Source organism: Streptomyces thermocarboxydus, from assembly GCF_024760485.1.
Taxonomy (GTDB): Bacteria; Actinomycetota; Actinomycetes; order Streptomycetales; family Streptomycetaceae; genus Streptomyces; species Streptomyces cellulosae.
Window position 1 is genome coordinate 5,791,853 of record NZ_CP058273.1, and the last position, 23,170, is coordinate 5,815,022.

The window sequence follows — 23,170 nt, forward strand, 5'->3', positions numbered from 1 at the left end:
CGCGGCCCGACAGGGGCGGTGAGTGCCGTGACAACCGCACACCAGGGCGACGGCCGCCCGGCCGTGGACCACGACGATGCGCGGAGCGGGCCGTACGACCCGCACGGCGACCCCTTCCTGCGCACCCGCTTCGCCGTCCCCGCGCAGCCGGACACGTTCCTGCGCAGGGAGCGGCTGGCCCGGCACCTCGACGGCGCCCTGCGCACCCCCCTGACCATGGTGAACGGCTGCGCCGGCGCCGGGAAGACGCTGCTGGTCGCGGACTGGGTGGCCGGGCACCCCGAGCTGCCCGTCGCCTGGCTCACCACCGACACCGACGGGCAGGGCCCCGGCATGTTCTGGGCGTACCTCCTCCAGGCGCTGCGCACGTCCGGCGTGCCGCTGCCCGGCGACATCGCCTCCCCGGCCGACGCGAACCGGGTGGGCGACGCCCTGCCGGCCCGGCTCGCCGCCCTGCTCAGCGCACGGGACCGGCCGGTGGTGCTGATCCTTGACGAGTTCGACCGGGTCACCGCCCCCGAGATCGCCGCCCAGCTCGACTTCCTGCTGCGCCACTCCACACCCGGGCTGCGGCTGGTCCTCGTCACCCGTACCGAGCCGCTGCTGCCCCTGCACCGCTACCGGGCCGCGGGCGAGCTGACCGAGATCCGCGACGCGGAGCTCGCCTTCACGCCCGGCGAGGCGGCCCGGCTGATGGAGGCGCACGGCCTGCGGCTGTCCCCGGCCGCCGTGCGCGGGGTCGTGGAACGGACCCGCGGGTGGGCCGCCGGACTGCGGCTGTGCGCGCTCGCGGCGGAGGAGGCCCCCGACCCGGAACTCTGCCTCAAGGAGTTCGAGGCCGACCGCAGCGCCGTCGCCGACTTCCTGCTGGCCGAGGTGCTCCGACGGCAGGACGCCGGGACGCAGGAGCTGCTGCTGCGGGTCAGCGTCCTCGACCGGTTCGGCCCCCGGCTGGCCAACGCGGTCACCGGACGCGCGGACGCCGAGGCCGTGCTGGCCCGGCTGCACCGCGGCAACGCCTTCGTCCAGCACATCGGCCACGGCGTGTACCGGCTGCACCCCCTGTTCGCGGAGATCCTCCGCGCCCACCTGCGGATGCGCCGGCCGGGACTGGAACCCGAGCTGCACCGGCGGGCCGCCGTCTGCCTCCGTACGGCCGGGGCGCTCCCGGCGGCGCTCGGCCACGGCGCCGCCGCCGACGACTGGGAGTTCACCGCCTCCGCCCTCGTCGACGACCTCGCCCTCGGCCAGTTCTTCACCGGCCCCCGCGCCGACATCCTCGCCACCCTGTTCTCCCGCATGGGGCCACGGGGCGGCGAGGGACCCGCGCCGGAACTCGTACGCGCCGCCGCCCGGCTCTCCCGCGGCGACCTCGCCGCGGGCGCCGCCCGGCTGCGGCGGGCACGCAGCGCACGCGGGACGACGCACGGCGGTGAGGCGGACACGGCTGCCGTCCGGATGGGCTGCGCCCTCCTGGACGCCCTCGTCGCCCGCTGTCCGGCGCGCCCGGCCGCGCGAGGACGCCGTCCGCGAGGCCGAGGCCGCTGCGGGACCTCCTCCCCGCCGAACTGCTCGACCGGCACCCGGAGTTCTTCGCCTGCTCCTGGACCACCTGGGCCGTCCGGCTGTGGCGGGCGACTTCACGGGCGCGGACGCGCTGACGCGGGCGGCCGTGACGGCCCCGCGCCCCGGCCACCGCCTGCCCGCGAGACGCGCTGGCGCGGCTCGCCCTCCTCCGACGTCCTGCACGGCTGGCCGGACCGCCCGAACGCACGGCACGCGAGCCTCGCGGAGACGGAACGTCCGGACTCGCCCGCCCGCCTCCTCCGGCGTGGAGCGTCTCGTCCTCGCCGCCGTGCCGGGAGCGCGAGGAACTGGGGCGGCGCGGCGCTGCTGACACGGCGGGCGAGTGCATCCGCGCGAGGGACCCGTCCTGGAGGCCGGGCGCGCCCTGGTCCGCGCGCCTGCACCTGGCGCGCGGCGAGCCCGCGGCGGGTGGAAGGCGGTGGAGCCGGGGTGCCGCCGACGGCCGACTCGCCGTGGGCCCGGGCGAACGGCCTGGTCCGGCGGCGCCGACTCGCCGAGGGCCGCCCGCAGGACGCCGCCGCGCTGCTGCCCGAGGTCCCGCGACCAGCCCGCTGCGCGGTGGGCGCGGCACGGGTGCTGCTGGCGCCGGACGGCCCGAGCTGCCGTACGTCCTCGACCGGGCGGCCGTCGACGAGCACGCGGCCCTGCCGTGACGTACGGGCCGCGCTGGTACGGCCCGCCCCCGACCGCGCGGGGACACCACCGCGGCCCGCCGCCTGGTCACCCGGGCGGTGACGGAAGCACACGGGAGGCCTGCGCGCCCCCTGCCGAGACGGGCTCCTGGATCCGCCCTACCTGACCGCCCCCCGCCACGCCGTCCGTCCCGTCCGTCCCACCGGAACCCCGCCCCGCCGTCGAGGAACTGAGCGGCCGCGAACGGGACGTCCTGCGGAGGCTCGCCCTGCGATGTCCACGGAGGAGATGGCCGCGAACCTGTACGTCTCGGTGAACACGGTGAAGACGCACCTGAAGAACGCCTACCGAAAGCTGTCGGGGGCCGCCGCAGCGAGGCGGTACGGCCGCCCGGGAGCGGGCCTGCTGTGAGGCAGGCGCCGTCTCATGACGCCCGCCGGGCCCGTGGCCGGGGCCGCCGAGCGGAACGGCGGGCGGCGAGCGGGAAGCCCGCGCCGGGTACGACGCGCAATCCGCGCTCCGCGGCGGGCGGACACCGGCGCCGTCGGCGCGAGGCACCCGCGGCTGAGGCGTCCTCGCCGCCCGTCGAGGGGAGCCCGGCACAGGGCGGGCGCACCGAGCTCCGCACGGAGCCCCGACGGGCGGCGGACGGCGCCCGCATCGCCGCCGGCAGGCAGCCCGCGGACGCGGCACCGCCGGACGCCTGCCGCGGGACCCGGTGGCGCCGGACGAGCGCCGGCCCGCCGCGGGGGACGGGGCAGTGGCGGCGACGGGCGGCGCGCCCGTGCCGACCGCCGTGCGCAACCCCGCGACACAGGCGGACGAGCCGTCCGCCGCCCGCCGCACGCACGCCGACTACACCGGCGGTGTCTACGGGTCCATGCTCGCCGCCTCCGTCATCGTCGGGGCCGGCACGCTCGGGGCCTTCCCCCGGCTGGAGCTGATGCTCCTTCTCCTGCTCACCGGCGTGGTGTTCTGGATCGCCCATGTGCACGCCCAGCTGTTCGGGGCGCGGCTGGCGCGGCATCCGCCGGACCGTGCCGTCGTCGGGCGGGTGTGCCGGGAGGAGTGGACCATCGTCAAGGCCGCGGTGCCTCCGGCCCTCGCCGTGGGGGTCGGGCCGGTACTGGGGCTCGACGTGCAGGGCGGCCAGTGGTTCGCGCTGTCCGTCGCCGTGACGGGACAGGTGGGCTGGTCCGTGGCCGCGGCCCGGCAGGCGGGCGCGCCGGGGCGGCTGCTGGTGCTGTCGGCGCTGGTCAACCTCGTCCTGGGGCTGGTCATCCTGGCGAGCAAGCTGTGGCTGAAGCACTGACCCCGTCGCACCCCGAGCGGCTCCTCACCTGCCCGGGGTGAGCCGCGAAACCCCCGCGGGCCCGACCATCGGAAGGGTGCGGGCGTGGTTCGCCCGGTCCAGGCACCACCCGGGGAGCGGCTCATGCGCTACGAGATCCGCGTCGAGGGACAGCTCTCGGAACCGCTGATCCGCATGTTCCCCGAGCTGGACCACGTGACGATGTCCGGGCAGACCCTGCTGTTCGGGCAGGTGGTCGACGAGGCGCACCTCTACGGGCTGCTCGCCCGCTGCCAGTCACTCGGCCTGCGGATCCTGGAGCTGCGCCAGGTGCCGCAGTGAGCCCCCGACGGGAGGCTGGAGCCGCTCAGGGATGCCCCTCCGCGCGCACCCGCCCGGCCCGCACCGCCTCGCCCAGCGCCGCGAAGTCGAGTTCGTTGCGGTCGGCGTACTCCTGCGCGAACGCCGCGAGCGCCCGGTCGAAGCGGTCGCCGCGCCCCAGGTACGCGGCGACGGCGACCGGGTCGCCGGACCTCGCGTGGGCCCGCGCCAGGCTCGCCCCGCACAGGCGGGCGAACTGGCGCAGCAGAGAGGGGTCCATCGTCTCGGGCCGGGCGATGCCCTTCCAGTCGCGCAGCTGCCGTACGTAGAAGTCGCGGGGCCGGCCGTCGAGGCCGGTCGCGTGCGTCCAGCCGAGCAGGATGTCGCTGGTCGTCTGGATCAGCCGCTGGCCCTCCACCACCCGCCGGCCCTGGTTGTCGGGCTCCTCGCCGTCCGTGTACGGGGCGAGCACCGACTCCTGGGCCTCCTTGGCCTGGAGCAGCAGCGGATCGTCGTCGTCCCGGCCGAGCAGCAGCACGATCCAGCAGCGGGTGCCGACACTGCCGACGCCCACCACCTTCCGGGCCACGTCGACCAGCCGGTAGCGGCTCAGCAACTGCCGCCGGTCCGACGCCAGCGACCGCGCGTAGCCGTCCAGCACCGCCCGCAGCCCCTTCTCCTCGGCCGACGCGCCGTCCAGCAGGTCCCGCAGCGGGGTGATCAGCGGCGGGTCCGCCGCGATGCGCCGCCCCTCCGGCGTGGCCCGGGTGAGCTTCGCGTACGCCTGGAGGTGGGTGCGGCCGCGCGCCTTGCGGGCCGCCTCGGCCGTACGCCGCCGGCCCTCCGCGGTCAGGGAGGAGGCCGCCAGCTCGCGCAGCCGGTCGGCGTCGTCCTGCGCGTACCAGATGTCCAGCGCGCGCATCCCGGCGAACTCCCGCATACGCAGCCGGTACGCGGCCACGCACGCCCGCACCGCGTCGCTCTGCTCCGCCACGGTGAAGCCGTTCGCCCGTCCGGCGATCGCGAAGCTGGCCGCGAGCCGTTTGACGTCCCATTCGAAGGGGCCGGTGTGCGTCTCGTCGAAGTCGTTGATGTCGAAGACGAGATGCCGCTCGGGGGAGGCCAGCAGCCGGAAGTTCAGCAGATGTGCGTCCCCGCACAGCTGCACGGTCAGCCCGGTGTCCGGGAGCGGCGCGAGGTCGGCCGCCATGATCGCGGCGGCGCCCCGGTAGAAGCGGAACGGTGACTCCAGCATCCGCCCGTAGCGGACCGGCACCAGCTCGGACAGCCGGGCCGCGGACTGCCGTTCCAGCACGTCCACGGGGTCCGGCCGTCCCCGCGCCGGCGTGAACGCGCCGTGGGACGAGCGGGGCGCACGCCCCCGCGCCCGCTTGCCGTACGAGGCCCGCTCGGCCGGGGACGGGGAGGCCGCCCGCGCGTCGAACACGTCCGGTACCGCCATCGCCGTCCTCCCGTCGCGCACGGTCACGACTCCACGCCGTCCATCCCACCCCGTGGGCCCCGCCCGCCGGATCACCCGCGCCGGGTGAGGCGACCGGCACCCCGTACGGAACACGCTGAGGTCGGCACGGTGCGACGGCGCGCCGCGGGCGGGCGCAGAGGGCCCGCGAGCGAGGAGGAGATGACCGGCATGACGTATCTCGCGTACGACTACCCGCTGCTCAGCGCACTGCTGACGATGCTGGTGTTCTTCCTGTGGATCATGTGGTTCATCCTGCTCTTCCGGGTCGTCGTCGACGTCGTCCGCGACGACTCCCTGAGCGGCTGGGCCAAGACGGGCTGGCTGGTCTTCACGGTCGTGCTGCCCTTCCTGGGCGTCTTCGTCTACATCATCGCCCGCGGCAGGAACATGGGCAGCCGTGAGCTGGCCCAGGCACGCGCCCAGCAGGAGGCGCTCGACAGCTACATCAGGGAGACGGCGAAGGGCACGGGGGAGCCGGCCGGCAGCGTGGACGAACTGGCCCGGCTCTCCGAGATCAAGGCGCGCGGGGACATCACGGACGACGAGTTCCGCAGGGCCAAGGAGCTGGTCCTGAGCGGCCACGGGCCCCACTCCTGACCGGGACGTCCTGTCAGGGAACCGCACACGACACGGAACCGAGGCACAGCGATGACAGCCACACATCCGACACACGGCGCGCACGCGCCGTCGGCGAAGCGCGAGTGGGCGGGCGGCCTGACCGTCTTCGCCGCCGTCACCCTGATGCTCGTGGGGGTGCTGGACATCTTCCGCGGGATCATGGGCATCGCCGAGGACGACGTCTTCGTGACGACACAGAACTACGTCTTCAAGTTCGACCTGACGGCCTGGGGCTGGACCCACCTCGTGCTCGGCGCGATCGCGGTGCTCGTCGGCATGGGCCTGGGCCGGGGAGCCCTGTGGGCCCGCGTCTCCGGCGTGGTGATCGCGGGACTGGTCGTCATCGCGAACTTCCTGTCCCTGCCGTACTACCCGGTCTGGTCCGTGGTGATGATCGCCTTCTCCGGGTTCGTCATCTGGGCGCTGTGCGTGGGCGGCCGCTCCCGCACCTGACGCGGGACGCGTCCCGTGCGGCGGGACGGGTACCCGGTGGGGCGTGCGGTGTCCCGGCGGGCGCGGGCCTCACGGCTCACGCCCGCCGGGGCGTACGCGGGTTCCGTCCCGACCGGAAGGCGGTGGACATGTGCCGTTGGCTCGCCTATTCGGGCACACCGATCCTGCTCGAGAACCTGCTCTACCGGCCGGTCCACTCCCTGATCGACCAGAGCCTGCACGCCCGGATGGGCGTCGAGACCACCAACGGCGACGGCTTCGGCATCGGCTGGTACGTGCCGGACAAGGACAGCCCCGCCGTGGTCAGGGACATCGGCCCGGCCTGGAGCGACCGTAATCTGCGGGAGATCGCCGGGCACGTCGTCTCCCCGCTGTTCTTCGCCCACATTCGCGCCTCCACCGGCACGGCGGTGCAGCAGACCAACTGCCACCCCTTCCGGCACGGCCGCTGGATGTGGATGCACAACGGCGCCATCGAGGGCTTCCCCCTGCTGCGGCGCGACCTCGCCCTGGCCGTCCGCCCGGACCTCTTCCCGTACGTCGAGGGGTCCACGGACTCCGAGATGATGTTCTACCTGGCGCTCACCTTCGGCCTGGAGGACGACCCGCGCGGCGCCGTCGCCCGTATGACCGGCCTGGTCGAGCGCACCGGCCGCGCGCACGGCGTCGAGTACCCGATGCAGATGACGGTCGCGGTCACCGACGGCGTACGGCTGTGGTCCTTCCGCTACTCCACCCGGCGAAAGTCGCGGTCCCTCTTCTACAACACCCGCGTCGAGACGCTGAAGTCCCTCCACCCGGACGTGGCGTTCCTGCGCGACATCGCGGACGACGCCCGCCTCATCGTCTCCGAGCCCCTCGGTGACCTGACCGGAGCCTGGAACGAGGTCCCGGAGAGCTCGTACGGGGTGGTGCAGCCGGAGGGGGACGAGATGCACACGTTCACGCCGGAGTGAGCGCACCTGGCGAGGACCGTTCGGCGGGCGCCGAAGCGTCCCCGCCCTAGCGTGGCCCGTATGACGGACGACGACGCAGCCCGCCGCGCGGAGACCTTCGCCGCGCTCCACCACCAGGACCGGCCGCTCCTGCTGCCCAACGCCTGGGACCACGCCTCCGCGGCCCTCCTCCACGCCCACGGTTTCCCCGCCGTCGGCACCACCAGCCTGGGCGTCGCCGCGGCGGCCGGACTGCCCGACGGGACCCGGGCCACCCGCGAGGAGACCCTGCGCCTGGCCGGCGCGCTCGGCGCGCTGCCGTGCCTGCTCTCCGTCGACGCGGAGGACGGCTTCAGCGACGATCCCGGCGAAGTGGGCATGTATGCGGCGGAGTTGCGGGCGCGGGGCGCGGTGGGGATCAACCTGGAGGACGGGCTGGGGCCCGTCGACCGGCACGTGGCGAAGATCCGCGCCGTGCGCGCCGCCGCACCCGGGCTCTTCGTCAACGCCCGGACGGACACGTACTGGCTCGGGGACGGCGAGGGGGCGAGGGAGCGGGTGCTCGCGTACCGGGACGCCGGAGCCGACGGGGTGTTCGTGCCGGGACTGACCGACCTCGGCGTGATCGCCGGTCTGGTGCGTGCGCTGGAGGGCTGCCCCCTCAACGTCCTGTACGCGCCCGGCGGCCCGTCCCCCGACCGGCTCGCCGAGGTCGGCGTACGGCGCGTCAGCCTCGGCTCGCTGCTGTACCGGCGGGCGCTCGGCGCGGCGCTGGACGCGGTGGCCGCGGTACGGGAGGGACGGGACGCGGGGGAGGGCACGGTGCCGTCGTACGGGGAGGTGCAGAAGCTCGCGGGCTGAGCGCCCGACGGCTCAACCCGCGTCTCTTCGCGGCCAGTTCCGCAAGGTCAGGTGCAGCGCGTCGATCGTCCGGTCCCAGGACGCCTCCAGATCGCGCGGCGCGCCGAACGCGCCGGAGGACTCCAGGGCGCAGTAGCCGTGGAAGGAGCTGCGCAACAGCCGTACGGCGTCGGTGAGATCCGGCTCCTCCAGGCCGTACGCGCGGAGCAGCCCGTAGATGACCTCGGCGGTGCGGCGCATCTCGGGGGAGTCCGTCGCCGTGGCCTCGTCCAGGCGGATCTGGGTGGCGGCGTACCGGCCCGGGTGGGCGAGGGCGTAGCCCCGGTACGCGCTCGCGAAGGCGGCCAGGGCGTCCTTGCCGGTGCGGCCGTCGACGGCTTCCGCGATCCGGTCGGTCATCTCGCCGCCCGCCAGCAGCGCCATCCGGGTGCGCAGGTCCCGCAGTCCGCGCACATGCGTGTACAGGCTTGCGTCCTTGACGTTGAAACGCCGGGCCAGCGCGGACAGGGTGACGTTCTCGTAGCCGGCCTCGTCGGCGAGGTCGGCGGCGGCCGCGACGAGGAGGTCTGCGGTGAGTCCGGCGCGGGGGATGTGTGCCTCCGGCGGTCGGGCGGGCGGTTTCGGACAGGTGAATGTAGCCGACGCGGGCGGGGTTGCGGGTCGCCCGCCGGTGGGTAGTGGTTGCTGGCGTGGTCCCCGCGCCCTCCTGAGGGGCGCGGGGCCCCGCGCGACCGGCCCCCGGACGGCCCGCAGCCGTCGTGTCGGTGGCACGCGCCGGTCACTCCATGGACGACCGTGGTTCACACGCCGCCCGGATGCTCCACTGCGGCGCGTTCGAGACGAGGAGGCAGTCATGGGGCACGGGCACGGACCGCACGACCATCACCACCACGACAACCACGACCACGGGCCTGGCGCGTCCGCGCCGCTGCCCGCGGCCTTCGACACCTCCGTGCCCGACGAGGCGCTGACCCCCGAGCAGGCGTCCCGCCGCGCCCTGTTACGCCGTGCCGGCCTGCTGGGCGCGGGCCTGGCCGCGGGCACCGTGCTGTCCGGCAGCGGCACGGCCACGGCCTCACCGCCCGCGGACGCCCGAAGAGCCGACGCCGCGGCCCCGCGCCACGGATACCTCTGGCTCGCCGGCGACCACCACATCCACACCCACTACAGCAGCGACGGCAAGTACCGCGTCGTCGACCAGGTCCGCCAGGGCGCCCGGCACGGCCTGGACTGGATGGTGATCACCGACCACGGCAGCGCGATCCACGCCAGGATCGGCGTCGAGAACGTCAACCCGGACATCAGACAGGCGCGCGCCGCGTACCGGGACACCCTCGTCTTCCAGGGACTGGAGTGGAACATCCCGGCCGCCGACCACGGCACCGTGTTCGTCCACCCCGGACGCAACGAGGTCGCCGTGCTCAAACAGTTCGAGACCGACTACGACGGCATCGTGAAGGGCGCGGGCGACTCCAGCCCCGCCAACGAGGCCCTCGCCGTGGCCGGGATCCGGTTCCTCGCCGACCAGGTGCGCCGCCGCACGGTGGACGACGCCCTGATGCTCGCCCACCACCCCTCCCGCAAGGGCATCGACTCCCCGCACGAGATCCGCGCCTGGCGCGACGCCACCGGCCAGGACCGGCGGATCGCCGTCGGCTTCGAGGGCGCCCCCGGCCACCAGGCCGCCGGACTGCCCACGCCGCTCGGCCCGGGCCGCGCCCGCGGCTACTACGACGGCAGCCCCACCGCGAACTCGTTCCCCGGCTACCCCCTGGACAGCTACCGCACCTGGGGCGGCTTCGACTGGATGACCGCCACCGTCGGCGGCCTGTGGGACAGCCTCCTCGCCGAGGGCCGCCCCTGGTGGATCACCGCGAACTCCGACTCCCACCACGTGTACGCCGACACCACCGTCCGCGGCGCCGGCGACTTCCCCGCCAACGGCCGGCACGGCGCCCCCGTGTACGCCGGGAAGATCGACACCACGGCGGTGGACTACTGGCCCGGCCAGTACAGCCGCACCCACGTCGGCGCCAAGAGCTTCTCCTACGCCGCCGTCATGGACGGCATCCGCGCCGGCCGCGTCTGGGTCGACCACGGTCAGCTCGTCGACGGCCTCGACGTCCGCGTCTCCGGCGGCGGCCGCTGGACCACCCTCGGCGGCGCCCTGCACGTCCCCAAGGGCACGAAGGTCACGCTGACCGCCGACGTGGCACTCGCCGCCGACGCCAACTGGGCCGGTTTCACACCCCGGCTGGCCCGCGTGGACGTCATCCGGGGCGACGTCACCGGCCCGGTCGCCGACCAGGACACGTTCACCGCGCCGACGGCGGCCGTCGTCCGGTCGTACGACGTCGCGGCGTCCGAGGGCACCGTCCGGTTCACCTACGACCTCGGCCCGGTCGACCGCCCGCTGTACGTCCGGCTGCGCGGCACCGACGGCAACCGTTCCGCCGTCGGCGTCATGGGCGCCGAGGTCGACCCGGCGGGCCCCGCCCAGGACGTCTACGGCGACGCCGACCCGTGGCGGGACCTGTGGTTCTACTCGAATCCGGTGTGGGTGCTGCCGGAGTGACCGTGGGAGCGTGGGAGCCTCCCCGGCCCCCACGCTCCCCCCGGCCCGTCAGTCGCCCAGCACCCCCCGCACGAACGCGTTCCCGAACACGCCCTCCGGGTCCAGCTCACGCACCAGCGCGCGGAAGTCGTGCAGGCGCGGGTAGCGGGCCTGCAGTTCGGCCGGCGGGGTGGTGAAGACCTTGCCCCAGTGGGGGCGCGGCGAGAACGGGGCGAGGGCCTCCTCCAGGCGTCGCACCACCGGCAGCACCGTCGGCGTGTCCTCGATCCAGGTGAAGTGCAGCGCCACCGTGTCACGGCCGTACGACGGGCTCATCCACTGCTCGTCGGCGGCGACGGTGCGCACCTCGCAGGTCTGGAGCACGGGCGCCACCGTGTCCCGGATTCCGTCGAGGGCGTGCAGCGCGTCCACGGCCGCGCCCCGGGGCAGCAGGTACTCCGACTGGAGCTCCGCGCCGCTGCTCGGGGTGAACTCCGCCCGGAAGTGCGGCAGCCGCTCGTGCCAGGGGCCCGGCGCCCCGAACTGCTCGGTGCAGTTCACGCCGGGCATGCCCGGCACCGGATGCATCTTCTCCGTCGCGGGCGCCGCCCACGGGAAGTCGGTGCGCGGCCGGTCGGCGCGGTGCTTCACCCACACCTGCCGGAAGCCGGGCTCCCGCCAGTCGGTGAACAGGCTCACGCTGTACGCGGCCGACATCACCGCCTCGAACGTGTCCGCGTCCAGCACGTCGAGCGGCAGCTCGGTGAACACCCGCTGCTCCACCTCGTACGCCGGCTCCAGGTCCAGGGTGAGCGCCGTGACCACGCCGAGCGCGCCCAGCGCGGTGACCGCGCCGCCGAACCGCTCGTCGCCGCGCTCCAGGGTGAGCGTGGAGCCGTCCGCCGTGACCAGCTCCACCGCGCGCACGGACGAGGCGAGCGGGCCGTTGCCGACGCCCGAGCCGTGCGTGCCGGTGGCGACCGACCCGGCCACCGAGATGTGGGGGAGTGACGCCATGTTCCCCAGCGCCAGCCCGTGCCGGTGCACCTCGCGGGCCAGTTCCGCGTACCGCACCCCGCCGCCGACCCGGACCCTGCGCGCCTGGGCGTCCACCTCGATCACCGGGGGCAGCGCGGCCAGGGACAGCAGGACGCCGTCCTCGCCCGCGTCGGCGATGTCGTTGAAGGAGTGGCCGCTGCCCAGCACCCGTACCCGCGAGGCGTCGGCGACCAGGGCGCGCAGCGCGTCCGTCGTGTGCGGCCGGTGCAGCTCCTTGGCGGCGTACGTGATGTTGCCCGCCCAGTTGGTCACGCTCTCGGTCATCCCTCGTCCTTCCCGCCTGCGGGCCCGTGACATGGGCCACCTCGGAACCTACCTCGGGAGTGACCGGCGCCATGTGGGGGGACCCGCCGCCCCGGATGTCCGGCCGGGGGCATACCGTGAGGAGTCGTACGTCGGCACCGGGAGGAGAACACGCGATGGGCAGCCGTACCGCGCTGGTCGAGGATCTGATGGAGCGGTTCCCGCACGTTCCGCGCGAGGCCGTCTTCAAGGAGGACCTGCTGCGCGGCGGCGTGGCCTTCGACCCCTCAGCGCTCAGCGACAACGAGGGCGGCGAGGTCAAACCGAAGTCGTACTTCATCTTCTCCTTCGACCACGGCACCCTGCCGGAGCTGGGCGAGGCCGCGCTGCGCCGCCCGCCGGAGGAGATCATCCTCACCGGAGGACCGTACGACCTGCGCCGCACGGTCGTGTCCGTCCGGGTGAACCCGTCGTCCCCGTACCGGGTCGCCGCCGACGAGCACGGCATGCTCGGCCTCTACCTGGACGGCAAGCGGATCTCCGACGTCGGCGTGCCGCCGATGCCGGAGTACTACAAGCACAAGCTGTCCAACGGGAAGTCCGTGATGGAGGTCGCCCCCACCATCCAGTGGGGCTACCTGATCTACCTGACGGTCTTCCGGGTCTGCCAGTACTTCGGCGCCAAGGAGGAATGCCAGTACTGCGACATCAACCACAACTGGCGCCAGCACAAGGCGGCCGGCCGGCCCTACACCGGCGTGAAGGACGTCGAGGAGGTCCTCGAGGCGCTGGAGATCATCGACAAGTACGACACGGCGAAGGCGTCCACCGCCTACACCCTCACCGGCGGCGCCATCACCAAGACCGTCTCCGGCCGCGACGAGGCCGACTTCTACGGCCACTACGCCAAGGCGATCGAGGAGCGCTTCCCCGGCCGCTGGATCGGCAAGGTCGTCGCCCAGGCGCTGCCCAAGGACGACGTGCAGCGCTTCAAGGACTACGGCGTGCAGATCTACCACCCCAACTACGAGGTGTGGGACGAGTACCTGTTCAAGATGTACTGCCCCGGCAAGGAGCGGTACGTCGGCCGTGACGAGTGGCACCGCCGCATCCTCGACTCCGCGGAGATCTTCGGCGCGCGCAACGTGATCCCCAACTTCGTGGCGGGCGTGGAGATGGCCGAGCCGTTCGGCTTCAAGACCGTCGACGAGGCGATCGCGTCCACCACCGAGGGCCTGCGCTTCTTCATGTCGAAGGGCATCACGCCCCGCTTCACCACCTGGTGCCCCGAGCCGACCACGCCGCTCGGCAAGGCCAACCCGCAGGGCGCGCCGCTGGAGTACCACATCCGGCTGCTCCAGGCGTACCGGCAGACGATGGAGGACTTCGGACTCGCCTCGCCCCCCGGCTACGGCCCGCCCGGACCCGGCCGCGCGGTGTTCTCCGTCAGCTCCTTCATGGACAGCCTGCCGGCGACGGAGCCCGTCGAAGCCGTCTGAGCGACCGCCCGGGCGCGGTCCGGATGTGACAGAACTGCATACGAAAGGCCGGAACCGAGACGTTCCGGCCTTTCGTGCGTATGGTCCCTGCGAGGGGTCGCGGTATGGCCACACAAAGTGAAGAGAGCGCTTGTCAGTTGTGTCGGAGACGTGCAAAGCTCTCGTCCACTGCCGCGAGGTTTCCCTCAACTCCACCAGCCGGTATGGCGAGTTGACCTCGCTCGTGGATGCAGGAGTCTCATGCCCGACCTGCCGAGCCCTCAGGACGCCACCGAGGCGGCCCTGTTCTCCGAATGCTGGGACGCGGTGCTCTCCTACGCCGACCTGTGCACGGCGGGTTCGAGCGCCGCCGCGGAACTGGCCCGCGAGGCCTTCGCCGAGGGCATACGGGAACTGCGCGCCGCCGAGTCGGGAAGCGTGCGCGGGACCGGCCGCCGCTCCTCCAGGCTGCCCCGTGTCCCCCTCCTGCTGACCGCCGTGCGCACCACCGCCGCCGCGTGGGAGAAGGACGGACAGGGCCACAAGCTCGACCCCGAACTGCGGCTGTGGCTGCACTCGGACGAGGCCGCCCGCTACACCGGGCCGCCCCTCGAACGCCCCATCGCGCTGCGGGGGTTGCGGGACCTCCAGCAGGCGGACGCCGAACTGCTGTGGCTGGCCGAGGCGGAGGCGCTGCCGCTGCCCCTCGTGGCCCGCCGCCTGGGCCTCGACCCCGCCACCACGGCCGACGAACTCGCCCAGGTCAGCCGCCTGTTCCGGGACCGCTGCCACCGGAACCACCTCGACTCCCCGATGGACGCCGAGTGCCGCAGCTACGCCCGGCTGCTCGACGCCGTCACCCGCTCGCCCGCCGCGGACACCCCCGAGGACCTGTCCCGGCACCTTGCCACCTGCCGCCAGTGCGCGGAGGCCGCCGCCTGCCTGCGGCTGAACACCGGCACCCTGCCCGGCGCGCTCGCCGGCGGCGTCATCGGCTGGGGCGGCCTCGCCTACCTGGAGCGCCGCCGCCGCGCCGCGGAAGTCAGACTGGGCGCGGGGAACCCGGACGGGCCCGACGCGGACCACGACGACCCGGCGCGCGGACGGGACCGCAAGGCGCGGGTCGTCCGGCACGGGCCGATGGCCGCGGCGGTCCTCGTCTCGCTGCTGGCTCTCGCGGTGTCGCTGATGCCGTTCGGGGACGGCGGGGACCCGGGGACGCCCGCCGCCGACAACGACCGCGGCGGCCCGGTGGCGGCCCCCGCGCCGTCGCTCCCGCCGGTGGGCACGGCGCCGTCCGGCTCCGCCGGCCCGCACCGTCGTCGCCCTCGCCCCCCGGCGCCGCGCCGAGCCGCACCGCCCGGCCCTCCCGTACGGCGGACCCGACCCCCGAGCCCGACCCGGAACCCCAGGGCACGTCCTCGGGCGCCGCGGAGACCCCGGGCGCCGACCCGCCGGCCGCGTGCCAGGTCGACTACGACGTGCTCAACCAGTGGCCGGAGGGCTACCAGGCCGCCGTCACCGTGACGACCCGCCACACCCTGGACGGCTGGCGCGTCGCCTTCACCGTCCCGGAGGGCCACCGCGTCACGCACATGTGGGACGCGTCGGTGCACCAGACGGGGGGCCGGGTGACGGCCACGGCGGCCGACTACAACGCCGCCGTCGCGGCAGGCGGCCACCTGTCCTTCGGCTTCCTGACGGCCCGCCAGGGGCCGGACACGCGGGCATACGACTTCACGCTGAACGGACGGGTGTGCGAGGTGGCGTGAGACTGGGTCTTCGCGGCAATCTTCCGGCGGGCCTCGGAGACAGCGCCGTGCCCCGCACGGTCGTACGCCGGGTGCGGCCCGTCGGGGGCTGGTCGCGCAGTTCCCCGCGCCCCTTCGGGGCGCCCCCCGGGCTGCTGCTGCGCCCTGTCGAGTCAGCGTTCGTGGCCCTCACGCTCGTCCCGCAGCATGCGAAGACGTTCCTGCTCGCGCTTGCTGTACGCGGCCGTCCGGATCGCCTCGTCGCTCTCCAGGCTCGAACCCAGCGCCCCGCCCACCGTGGCGACCGATGCGACGAACCAGGCGAGCGTCCAGTACTGCCCGCCGTCCAGCGGGGTCCGGGTGACGGACATGTACACCCGGTCGTTGAGGATGAACAGCGCCCACAGCAGGTTGACGGTCATGAGGCCGACGTAGCAGACGAGCACCCCGAGCCCCAGGGTGACGACCGTCGAGGCGTTGTAGAGGGCCTCCCTCTGTCGCGCCTCCGGCGAGGCGTCAGTCGTCCTGTGCCACAGCCCAGCGTCCACGATCAGCCACCCCACCATGAGCACGATCGACCCGACGGTCGCGATGACGAGCCGCACCGTGCTCAGCGTCCCGGCGAGGCTCCATACGGTGGCGTTCACGGTCGCGATGGCCCCCGTGGCAAGGGCGGTCGCCAGGGCTTTCGACAGGCCGGGCACCAGCCGCCACGGCCGATTGGCGCGGACCATGCCGAGGAGGAGCCTCAGATAGCCGCGCGGCCCGGTGACCACGTACCGGAGGTCGACCGCCTCGTCGTCGTCGGCCCGGCTCCGGTGAATGGGCGCGAGACGGCCGACGAACGTCAGCAGCGGCTCACGCCGAGGGGTTCCGCCAGCCCCGGCGGTCTGCGCCTGCGTCAGGTTGAGCACGGCGTCCTCGACCGCACGCCGGGCCCTCCGCTGGAAACCCAGCCCTCCGAGTGAGGGAAGGGACAGCACCGCCATGCCGTGTTCATGGTCGAGATCCACGGCGAGCTTGCGCCCGTGCGTGTGAAGGGGAAGGTCGGTGAGAGCCACGACGACGTCCCAGTCCTCCTCACGTCCGCGCTCCAGGACCCGGCGCCGCAGGGTGGCCGGGTCCTCGGCCCCGGCGGTGAAGGGCTCACTGACCACGTGGACGTCGAACTCCCGCCCTTCGCCCGCCCTTTCGGAGAGCCGTTCGGGCAGTTTCTGGGCCACGCGGTGGGCGATCTCCGTCGGCGCGTCCGGATCCGCGAGGAGGGCTACGGTGGTGACGGCCTGGGACGACATCCGTATCACTGGCCCCTTCGCATGGGCTGGCCTGGCGCATTTCCGTGCCCATCATGTGCCCCAGGGGCGATGCGTGCGCCCCGTGACACGCGGCCCGGACGCTTACCCGAGCTGCCCGTACGCTTTCCCGGGTCGGACGACGGCCAGCCGCCCCACCAACAGTCCGACCCGCGCCTCCGCGTCCCCCGCCGGCAACCGCCCCGCCCGCGTCAGCGTCGCCAGCCCGTGCAGCGACGCCCAGAACACCTCCGTGAACAACCCCGGCTCGACCCCCTCTCCGGCCACGTCCCGCAACGTCTCCAGCAACGCCGCGAACCCGTCCTTCAGCGCCTCGGGCGTGTCCTCCGCCGCGAACGCCAGCCCGCCGTCCAGCTGGAACATCGCGTCGTAGACGGCAGGATTCCGCTCGGCGAAGTCCAGATACGCCCGCGCCAGCGCGGTGACCCGCCCCCGCGCCTCCTCCGTCGACGCGGAAGCCGCCCGCAGCTCCGCCGCCAGCTCGGCGGCCCCCTCCAGGGCCACCGCGCCGATGATCTCCCGCTTCCCCCGGAAATGGCTGTACAGCACGGGCTGGCTGTACTCGATCCGCTCGGCGAGCCGCCGGGTCGTGACCGCGTCCCACCCCTGCTCCTCGGCGAGTTCCCGCGCCGTGGCGACGATGAGCCGCTCCCGCTCCGCCCGCTCCCGCTGCTTGCGTTCCTGTACCGACATACTCGAAGCCTAGCACTGCTAGACAATCGAGCGGCGACAGTCTAGCGTTGACCCATCAGCTAGCAATGCTAGATCCAGCGCCGCCCGCATCAAGGGATCCAGGGGGATCACATGCTCAGCACACTCGAAGTGGCCACCGTCGTCATCGTCGGCCTGATGGTCGGCGTGGAGTTCTCGGTCGCCTTCGTCATGAACCGCGTCATCGACGCACTCCCGGAGGACAGCGCCCAGCAGGCCCACGCCCACGGCGGCCGCCTGCTCGGCGCGGTGATGCCGGTCTGGTACATCGGCTCGCTCGTCCTCGTCGCCGTATGGGCCGTCGCGGGCCGCAACCACCCCGACCCCGGCACGGGACTCCTCGTCACCGCCGCCGCCCTGCTCGTCCTCAGCGTGATCATGTCGGTGCTGCTGCTCGTCCCGATCAACAACCGCAACAAGACCTGGACGCCCGAGAACCGCCCCGCCGACTGGCGGGAGCAGCTCAACCGCTGGCTCCGCTACCACTACGGCCGTCTCGCCCTGATCGCCGCGGCCTTCACCCTTCTGGCCGTCGCCCGAGGCTGAACCGCGGCACGCGGGGGGCTCAGCTCACGGTGAGGGCCTTGACCAGCGCCGCGAACCGCAGCTCCTGACGCCGGGGAAGGGCGGGAGTGATTCCGCGGGCTCACCGGCGCGCCGCCAACGTCACTCCCACCCCGCCTCCGAGTACGGGCGCTTGGCACGCACATGGGCGATGGCCTCACGCGTGTACGGGACGACCCGCTCGGGCAGGGCGTCCGGGTCCCACCACTGCCACGCGAGACACTTGTCCGGCTCCCGCACCTGCGGCACCCCCGTCCAGGCACGGGCCCGGAAGACCAGCTGAAGCCGTGGCCGCCGGCCCGGCCCGGGGAGCTGGTGCAGTACGTGTACGAACTCCACGTCCCGCGGATCGATACACAGCCCGGCCTCCTCCTCGGCCTCGCGCACCAGACAGAGCACCGCGCTCTCCTGCTCGCAGTGCCCGGCGAGGAAGTGCCATGTGTTGGGCGCGAAGGCGGAGTTGTGATGCCGCAGCCCGAGCAGCACCCGACCGGCCGGGTCCTCGAGGTAGAGATGCGCCCCGACGATGTGCGGCACGGCTCCGGCGCCGTGGCGGACCGTGCGGCTTGGCACTGCGGCCCGGTCTGCAGCGTGCGTCCGCACCAGGTCGCGGGTGGAGGGGAGCATACGGAGCCGGTCCAGGTCCTCCGGCCGGAACCAGCGCAGCATCACTCCCTCCGTGAGCGGCAGCCGCGCGGGGTCGCCCTCCCACTGACTCGCGTATACCTGCACCGAAGCGGGCTCGCTTCCGTCATCGGACACTGTGACGACGGCGAAGGGTTCCGGAGCCGACAGCTCCGAAGCGGACGTGTACGCCTCACCTTTGGGTGTAGCAGCGGGCACTGACACGGAACGGGGGCACAAGGACCGGCCGGGGCGTCATCCGGCCAGGGGCGGTCGGGCAGCTGACCCCGCAATGACACGGCGCCCTCGGGCGAGGCGCCGAGCGCGGCCGGCACGCGTGACTCTCACCTGCCGCAACGCGTTCGGCTCAACACCCGTCCCGTCCCCGCTGCGATTGGCGAGAAGTTGGGGAGCGCGCGTGAGCTCCCCGTACGCGCGAGCGCAGAAGGCGGACGCCGGCTCGCCACCCGATGCGCCCCACAAACGGGTGCCGAGAAAAGAGATGGCGGGGCGCCCCCGCGCCCTCTAATGTGTGCCGGGTCGGCAAGGCGCCCGTGCAGTGGTGCCGTTCGTGGCGAGGGACTCCGGGAGGTGTGACCGATGGCCGTTTCCGTGATGGGCCGTGCCCGCATTCAGTCGTTCGTTTCGTTCACCTCCGTGGTCTCCGGCTGACCTCCTCTCACTCCGCGCGTTCGTCAACACGCGCCGCCGGGGCCGCCCTTCGAAGGGTTTCCCTTGAGTTTCTCCTCCTCTTCTTCCGTTTCCGCCTCCTCGCACTCCCTTGCTCCCTACGGCTGGGACGACGAGTGGGCCGACGCCTTCGCCCCGTACGCCGCTCAAGGGCTCGTGCCGGGGCGGGTGCTCCGGGTCGACCGGGGGCTGTGTGACATGGCCACCCCCGGCGGGGTGATCCGTGCCGACACCGAGTACGTCGTCCCCCGTGACCCGATGAAGGTCATCTGCACGGGTGACTGGGCCGCCGTCGACCCCGAAGGCGCCCGCCCCCGTTACGTGCGCACGCTGCTGCCCCGCCGTACCGCGTTCGTGCGGTCCACCTCCTCCAAGCGGTCCGAGGGGCAGATCCTCGCCGCCAACGTCGACCACGCCGTCGTCGCCGTGTCCCTCGCCGTCGAGCTCGACCTCGCCCGGATCGAGCGGTTCCTCGCGCTGGCGTGGGAGTCCGGGGCGCAGCCGGTCGTGGTGCTGACCAAGGCCGACCTCGTACCGGACGAGGTGACCCGGTCGTACCTCGTGCAGGACGTCGAGACGTCCGCGCCCGGCGTGCCCGTCCTCACCGTCAGCGCGCAGGACGGGGAGGGGATCGACGTGCTCGCCGCGGTCGTCGGCGGCGGGACCTCGGTCCTGCTCGGGCAGTCCGGCGCCGGAAAGTCCACTCTGGCCAACGTCCTCCTCGGCGAGGACGTCATGGACGTCCAGGCCACCCGGGACGTCGACGGCAAGGGCCGCCACACCACCACGACCCGCAACCTGCTCCTGCTGCCCGGCGGGGGAGTCCTCATCGACACCCCCGGTCTGCGGGGCGTCGGGCTGTGGGACGCCGGCACCGGTGTCGGCCAGGTGTTCTCCGAGATCCAGGACCTCGCCGAGAACTGCCGCTTCCACGACTGCGCCCACGAAAGCGAACCCGGCTGTGCCGTCCTCGACGCCATCGAGACCGGTGAGCTGCCGCAGCGCCGTCTGGACAGCTACCGCAAGCTGCTCCGGGAGAACCAGTACATCGTCGCCAAGACCGACGCCCGCGTCCGTGCCGAGCTCCGCAGGGACTGGAAGCGCAAGGGCGCCCTCGGCAAGGCCGCCATGGAGGCCAAGCGGGGGCGCATCCGCTGACACCTCCGACACCAGACCCCCCGCCGGGTGCCCGTCGCGGCACCCGGCGGGCGGCTCAGCCCTGCTCCCGCAGCTCCAGCACGTACCGCGCCGTCAGCGCCACCGCCCGGTCCCCGTCCCCGGTCAGCGCCTTCAGCGTGTCCGTGGCCGCCGGGCCCGGGATCTCCGCCAGGGCCTGCGTCAGGCGGCGGCGCGCGGACTGGTCCAGCGAGGGATCCGCCAGGCGGTCCGACAGGGCCGTCACGATCCGCGCCGCCGCCTCCGCGTCCCCCGCCAGCGTCCCCAGCGCGTCCGCCGCGTCGACGTCGTTCGCCTCCTCGACGACCATCCCCACCAGTTCCGGCATCGCCTCCGCCACCCCGCGCGCCCCCAGCTCCAGCGCCGCCGTCCGGCGCACCGACGGGTCCGCGTCCCCGAGCGCCTCCCGCAGCAGCGCCGTCGCCCGCTCGCCCGGGATCTCCGCCAGGCACCGCACCGCCCGCCCCCGCACCTGGGGCAGCGCCGACCCCAGCCCCGCCGCCAGCAGTTCCGCGCCCCGCTCGCCCTCCTGCGCCAGCGCCCACCGCAGGGCGCCCGCGACGTTCGGGTCCGTCTCGCTCAGCACCGCCTCCACCAGCGCCTCCACCGGCACCGGCGCCGTGTCCACCGACGACAGGGCCGCCCGCTGCCGCATCCCCGCATCCCCCGACCGCAGGTTCCGCAGCAGCGCGACGACCCGGAGGACCTCCTGCCAGTCGGCCGGTTCCGCCGCGTCGATCCGCTGGAGACGGGTCAGCAGCTCCGTCTCCCGCGCGATGCGCTCCCGCGTCCGCCGCGCCAGGTCCGCGACCAGACCGGACGGGGTGAAGCCGGGGTCGTCCAGGGCGCGGCCCACGTCCCGCAGCGACAGCCCGAGCGACCGCAGGCTCTCCACGTGGAAGATCCGCCGGATGTCCTCCTCCGTGTACGCCCGGTACCCGGCCGCCGTACGGCCCGTCGGCCGCACCAGCCCCAGCGATTCGTAGTGCCGCAGCATCCGGGGGCTCACCCCGGACCGCCGCGCCACCTCACCGATCAGCACCCCTGCCTCACCCCTCCTCACCGGGAGGCCCGCCCGGCCCCAGCGACACCACGCGCTTCGCCTCCTCCACCGCGTACGCGAACCCCGCCTCAGGGTCACGCCGCAACTGCTCCGTCGCGAGCGCGTGCGCCCGTACCCGAGGGTCCGGATGGCCCTCCGCCACGGCCCGCACCGGCGGGACCGCCGGCCCGCCCAGCTCGATCAGCGCCCGGCTCAGACTCAGCTGTGTCTCCCGCTCGCCCCGCCCGAGCTGCGACACCAGCGCCCGGGAAAGCTCCGCCGCCTCGTCCTCCGGCGCCAGCAGCACCGCCGTGCGCCAGGCGGTCCGCGCCACCTCGTCGTCCGGGTCGGTCAGCAGCGGCCGCGGCACCGCCGGCCACACGCCCCGGTCCCCGATCTTCGACAGGGTGTGCAGCGCCTGGCTCCGCGCCCGGGCGTCCGGCGACCGCAGCTCGGCCAGGACCCGCGGCACCGTGACCGTCTCCGGGTGCCGGGTCAGGGCCCACGTCAGCATGTCCCGCACATGGAACACCGGTTCCACCCCGCACCGCTCCACCAGCGGCTCCACGAACCCCGGGTCCGGGTCCGACCCGGCCGCCAGCGCCGCGCGCAGCCGTACCGAGGAGTCGTCGTGCCGCAGTCCCGCGAGCACCCGTGATGTCGTCGTCTCCGCCTTGGGCGTGGTCATCGGAGCACCTCCTGGCACGCCAGTGAAGACCTTCTCACCGTGTCAGGGTCAAACACGCGCCCGCAGCGCCCCTCGGGCTCCATGTCCGATTCCCGCCAGCCCGGCCCTCCCCGCCCAGGGACACTGGACCGTATGACGGACGAGGACAGCAGGTACGAGGCGGTGCGCAGCCGGGACGCGCGGTTCGACGGCGTGTTCTTCTTCGCCGTCGAGACCACCGGCATCTACTGCCGGCCCAGCTGCCCCGCCGTCACCCCCAAACGCGCCCACGTGCGCTTCTTCCCGACCGCCGCCGCGGCCCAGGGCGCGGGCTTCCGGGCCTGCCGGCGCTGCCGCCCCGACGCCGTGCCCGGCTCCGCCGAGTGGAACGTACGCGCCGACGTCGTGGGCCGCGCCATGCGTCTCATCGCCGACGGCGTCGTGGACCGCGAGGGCGTGGCCGGACTCGCCGCGCGACTCGGCTACAGCGCCCGCCAGGTGCAGCGGCAGCTCACCGCGGAGCTGGGCGCCGGACCGGTCGCCCTCGCCCGGGCGCAGCGCGCCCACACCGCGCGGGTGCTCCTGCAGACCACCGGACTGCCGGTCACCGAGATCGCGTTCGCCGCCGGGTTCGCCAGCGTCCGCCAGTTCAACGACACCGTCCGCGCCGTGTACGCCACCACGCCCACCGGACTGCGCGCCGCCGCGCCCCGCAAGGGCCGGCCCCGCCCCGGCGCCCCCACCGCCGGCGTGCCCCTGCGCCTCGCCCACCGCGGCCCCTACCAGGCGCGCCCCCTCTTCGACCTGCTGGAACGCGAGGCCGTCCCCGGCGTCGAGGAGGTGACCGGCACGCCCGGCGCCCGCACCTACCGACGCACCCTGCGCCTCCCCTACGGCACCGGCATCGCCGCCGTCGAGGAGCGCGCCCGTACGGGTCCGGGCGGCTGGATCGACGCCCGCGTCCACCTCACCGACCTGCGCGATCTGACCACCGCCGTGCAGCGGCTGCGCCGGCTGTTCGACCTGGACGCCGACCCGTACGCCGTCGACGAGCGCCTCGGCGCCGACGCCCGGCTCGCCCCGCTGGTCGCCGCCCGCCCCGGGCTGCGCTCGCCC

At 74.0% G+C, this 23,170-nt stretch carries 21 protein-coding genes and 1 pseudogene; 14 read left to right on the plus strand and 8 right to left on the minus strand.

Translation table 11 applies throughout. The annotated features are described in order from the left end of the window. The first annotated feature begins 27 nt into the window (after positions 1-27). The 4 genes from AY578_RS26520 (at position 28) to AY578_RS26535 (ending at position 3,853) form a co-directional block, all read left to right on the plus strand. Positions 28-2,322, plus strand: coding sequence for a winged helix-turn-helix domain-containing protein (locus tag AY578_RS26520; protein WP_258905781.1), 2,295 nt, complete (start codon positions 28-30; stop codon positions 2,320-2,322). Between the two features lie 171 nt (positions 2,323-2,493). Further along, entirely contained in the window at positions 2,494-2,631 is a 138-nt protein-coding gene (locus tag AY578_RS26525; RefSeq protein ID WP_258905784.1) for a LuxR C-terminal-related transcriptional regulator, read from the plus strand. A 385-nt stretch (positions 2,632-3,016) separates the two neighbouring features. After that, positions 3,017-3,532, plus strand: coding sequence for a hypothetical protein (locus tag AY578_RS26530; RefSeq protein ID WP_028961562.1), 516 nt, complete (start codon positions 3,017-3,019; stop codon positions 3,530-3,532). 123 nt (positions 3,533-3,655) lie between these two features. Continuing rightward, positions 3,656-3,853: a DUF8691 family protein gene (locus AY578_RS26535; protein WP_019523349.1), complete on the plus strand. Its 198-nt coding sequence runs from the start codon at positions 3,656-3,658 to the stop codon at positions 3,851-3,853. 25 nt (positions 3,854-3,878) lie between these two features. Here AY578_RS26535 and AY578_RS26540 read toward each other — a convergent pair whose 3' ends face one another. Beyond that, positions 3,879-5,294: a DUF2252 domain-containing protein gene (locus tag AY578_RS26540; RefSeq protein WP_136239885.1), complete on the minus strand. Its 1,416-nt coding sequence runs from the start codon at positions 5,292-5,294 to the stop codon at positions 3,879-3,881. A gap of 180 nt (positions 5,295-5,474) precedes the next feature. On the opposite strand from AY578_RS26540, the gene AY578_RS26545 reads away from it, so the two are divergent. The 4 genes from AY578_RS26545 to AY578_RS26560 all read left to right on the plus strand — a co-directional run bounded on the left by AY578_RS26545 (position 5,475) and on the right by AY578_RS26560 (position 8,182). Next, positions 5,475-5,912: an SHOCT domain-containing protein gene (locus AY578_RS26545; protein WP_019523347.1), complete on the plus strand. Its 438-nt coding sequence runs from the start codon at positions 5,475-5,477 to the stop codon at positions 5,910-5,912. A 51-nt stretch (positions 5,913-5,963) separates the two neighbouring features. Beyond that, entirely contained in the window at positions 5,964-6,386 is a 423-nt protein-coding gene (locus AY578_RS26550; RefSeq protein ID WP_019523346.1) for a DUF7144 family membrane protein, read from the plus strand. 128 nt (positions 6,387-6,514) lie between these two features. Beyond that, the gene (locus AY578_RS26555; RefSeq protein ID WP_019523345.1) at positions 6,515-7,342 is read left to right on the plus strand and encodes a class II glutamine amidotransferase; all 828 of its coding nucleotides are present in this window, start codon (positions 6,515-6,517) and stop codon (positions 7,340-7,342) included. Between the two features lie 60 nt (positions 7,343-7,402). Continuing rightward, the gene (locus AY578_RS26560; protein ID WP_028961559.1) at positions 7,403-8,182 is read left to right on the plus strand and encodes an isocitrate lyase/PEP mutase family protein; all 780 of its coding nucleotides are present in this window, start codon (positions 7,403-7,405) and stop codon (positions 8,180-8,182) included. A gap of 12 nt (positions 8,183-8,194) precedes the next feature. On the opposite strand, the gene AY578_RS26565 is transcribed toward AY578_RS26560, so the two are convergent. Beyond that, positions 8,195-8,773, minus strand: a complete 579-nt coding sequence (locus tag AY578_RS26565) for a TetR-like C-terminal domain-containing protein (protein ID WP_136239886.1) — start codon at positions 8,771-8,773, stop codon at positions 8,195-8,197. A gap of 262 nt (positions 8,774-9,035) precedes the next feature. On the opposite strand from AY578_RS26565, the gene AY578_RS26570 reads away from it, so the two are divergent. Next, a complete protein-coding gene (locus tag AY578_RS26570) occupies positions 9,036-10,757 on the plus strand; it encodes a PHP domain-containing protein (RefSeq protein WP_258905785.1) in 1,722 nt (573 codons plus the stop codon). A gap of 48 nt (positions 10,758-10,805) precedes the next feature. On the opposite strand, the gene AY578_RS26575 is transcribed toward AY578_RS26570, so the two are convergent. Beyond that, on the minus strand, positions 10,806-12,059 hold the full coding sequence (locus AY578_RS26575; RefSeq protein ID WP_258905787.1) for an FAD-binding protein: 1,254 nt from the start codon (positions 12,057-12,059) through the stop codon (positions 10,806-10,808). 155 nt (positions 12,060-12,214) lie between these two features. On the opposite strand from AY578_RS26575, the gene AY578_RS26580 reads away from it, so the two are divergent. Beyond that, complete coding sequence (locus tag AY578_RS26580) at positions 12,215-13,537, plus strand: radical SAM protein (protein ID WP_019523340.1); 1,323 nt, start codon at positions 12,215-12,217, stop codon at positions 13,535-13,537. Between the two features lie 240 nt (positions 13,538-13,777). Continuing rightward, positions 13,778-15,288: pseudogene (locus AY578_RS26585) on the plus strand (cellulose binding domain-containing protein). Positions 15,289-15,440: 152 nt separating this feature from the next. Here the strand turns inward: AY578_RS26585 and AY578_RS26590 are convergent. Together AY578_RS26590 and AY578_RS26595 are read right to left on the minus strand one after the other, a co-directional pair. Beyond that, on the minus strand, positions 15,441-16,562 hold the full coding sequence (locus AY578_RS26590) for a hypothetical protein (protein WP_215189663.1): 1,122 nt from the start codon (positions 16,560-16,562) through the stop codon (positions 15,441-15,443). Positions 16,563-16,664: 102 nt separating this feature from the next. After that, positions 16,665-17,273, minus strand: a complete 609-nt coding sequence (locus AY578_RS26595; protein WP_136239881.1) for a TetR/AcrR family transcriptional regulator — start codon at positions 17,271-17,273, stop codon at positions 16,665-16,667. A gap of 111 nt (positions 17,274-17,384) precedes the next feature. Between AY578_RS26595 and AY578_RS26600 the strand changes: the two genes are divergently transcribed. Then, positions 17,385-17,837 carry an anthrone oxygenase family protein gene (locus AY578_RS26600; RefSeq protein ID WP_019523336.1) on the plus strand — a complete coding sequence of 151 codons (453 nt, stop codon included), beginning with the start codon at positions 17,385-17,387 and terminating at the stop codon, positions 17,835-17,837. Between the two features lie 120 nt (positions 17,838-17,957). Here AY578_RS26600 and AY578_RS26605 read toward each other — a convergent pair whose 3' ends face one another. Continuing rightward, complete coding sequence (locus AY578_RS26605) at positions 17,958-18,587, minus strand: NUDIX hydrolase (RefSeq protein WP_258905791.1); 630 nt, start codon at positions 18,585-18,587, stop codon at positions 17,958-17,960. 627 nt (positions 18,588-19,214) lie between these two features. Between AY578_RS26605 and rsgA the strand changes: the two genes are divergently transcribed. After that, positions 19,215-20,327, plus strand: a complete 1,113-nt coding sequence (rsgA, locus tag AY578_RS26610; protein WP_026243599.1) for a ribosome small subunit-dependent GTPase A — start codon at positions 19,215-19,217, stop codon at positions 20,325-20,327. A 55-nt stretch (positions 20,328-20,382) separates the two neighbouring features. On the opposite strand, the gene AY578_RS26615 is transcribed toward rsgA, so the two are convergent. Together AY578_RS26615 and AY578_RS26620 are read right to left on the minus strand one after the other, a co-directional pair. Continuing rightward, the gene (locus tag AY578_RS26615; protein ID WP_019523333.1) at positions 20,383-21,387 is read right to left on the minus strand and encodes a HEAT repeat domain-containing protein; all 1,005 of its coding nucleotides are present in this window, start codon (positions 21,385-21,387) and stop codon (positions 20,383-20,385) included. Between the two features lie 7 nt (positions 21,388-21,394). After that, positions 21,395-22,075, minus strand: a complete 681-nt coding sequence (locus tag AY578_RS26620) for a HEAT repeat domain-containing protein (protein ID WP_137209071.1) — start codon at positions 22,073-22,075, stop codon at positions 21,395-21,397. 132 nt (positions 22,076-22,207) lie between these two features. On the opposite strand from AY578_RS26620, the gene AY578_RS26625 reads away from it, so the two are divergent. After that, a partial coding sequence (locus tag AY578_RS26625) for a bifunctional transcriptional activator/DNA repair enzyme AdaA (RefSeq protein ID WP_258905795.1) occupies positions 22,208-23,170 on the plus strand: 963 nt, incomplete at its 3' end.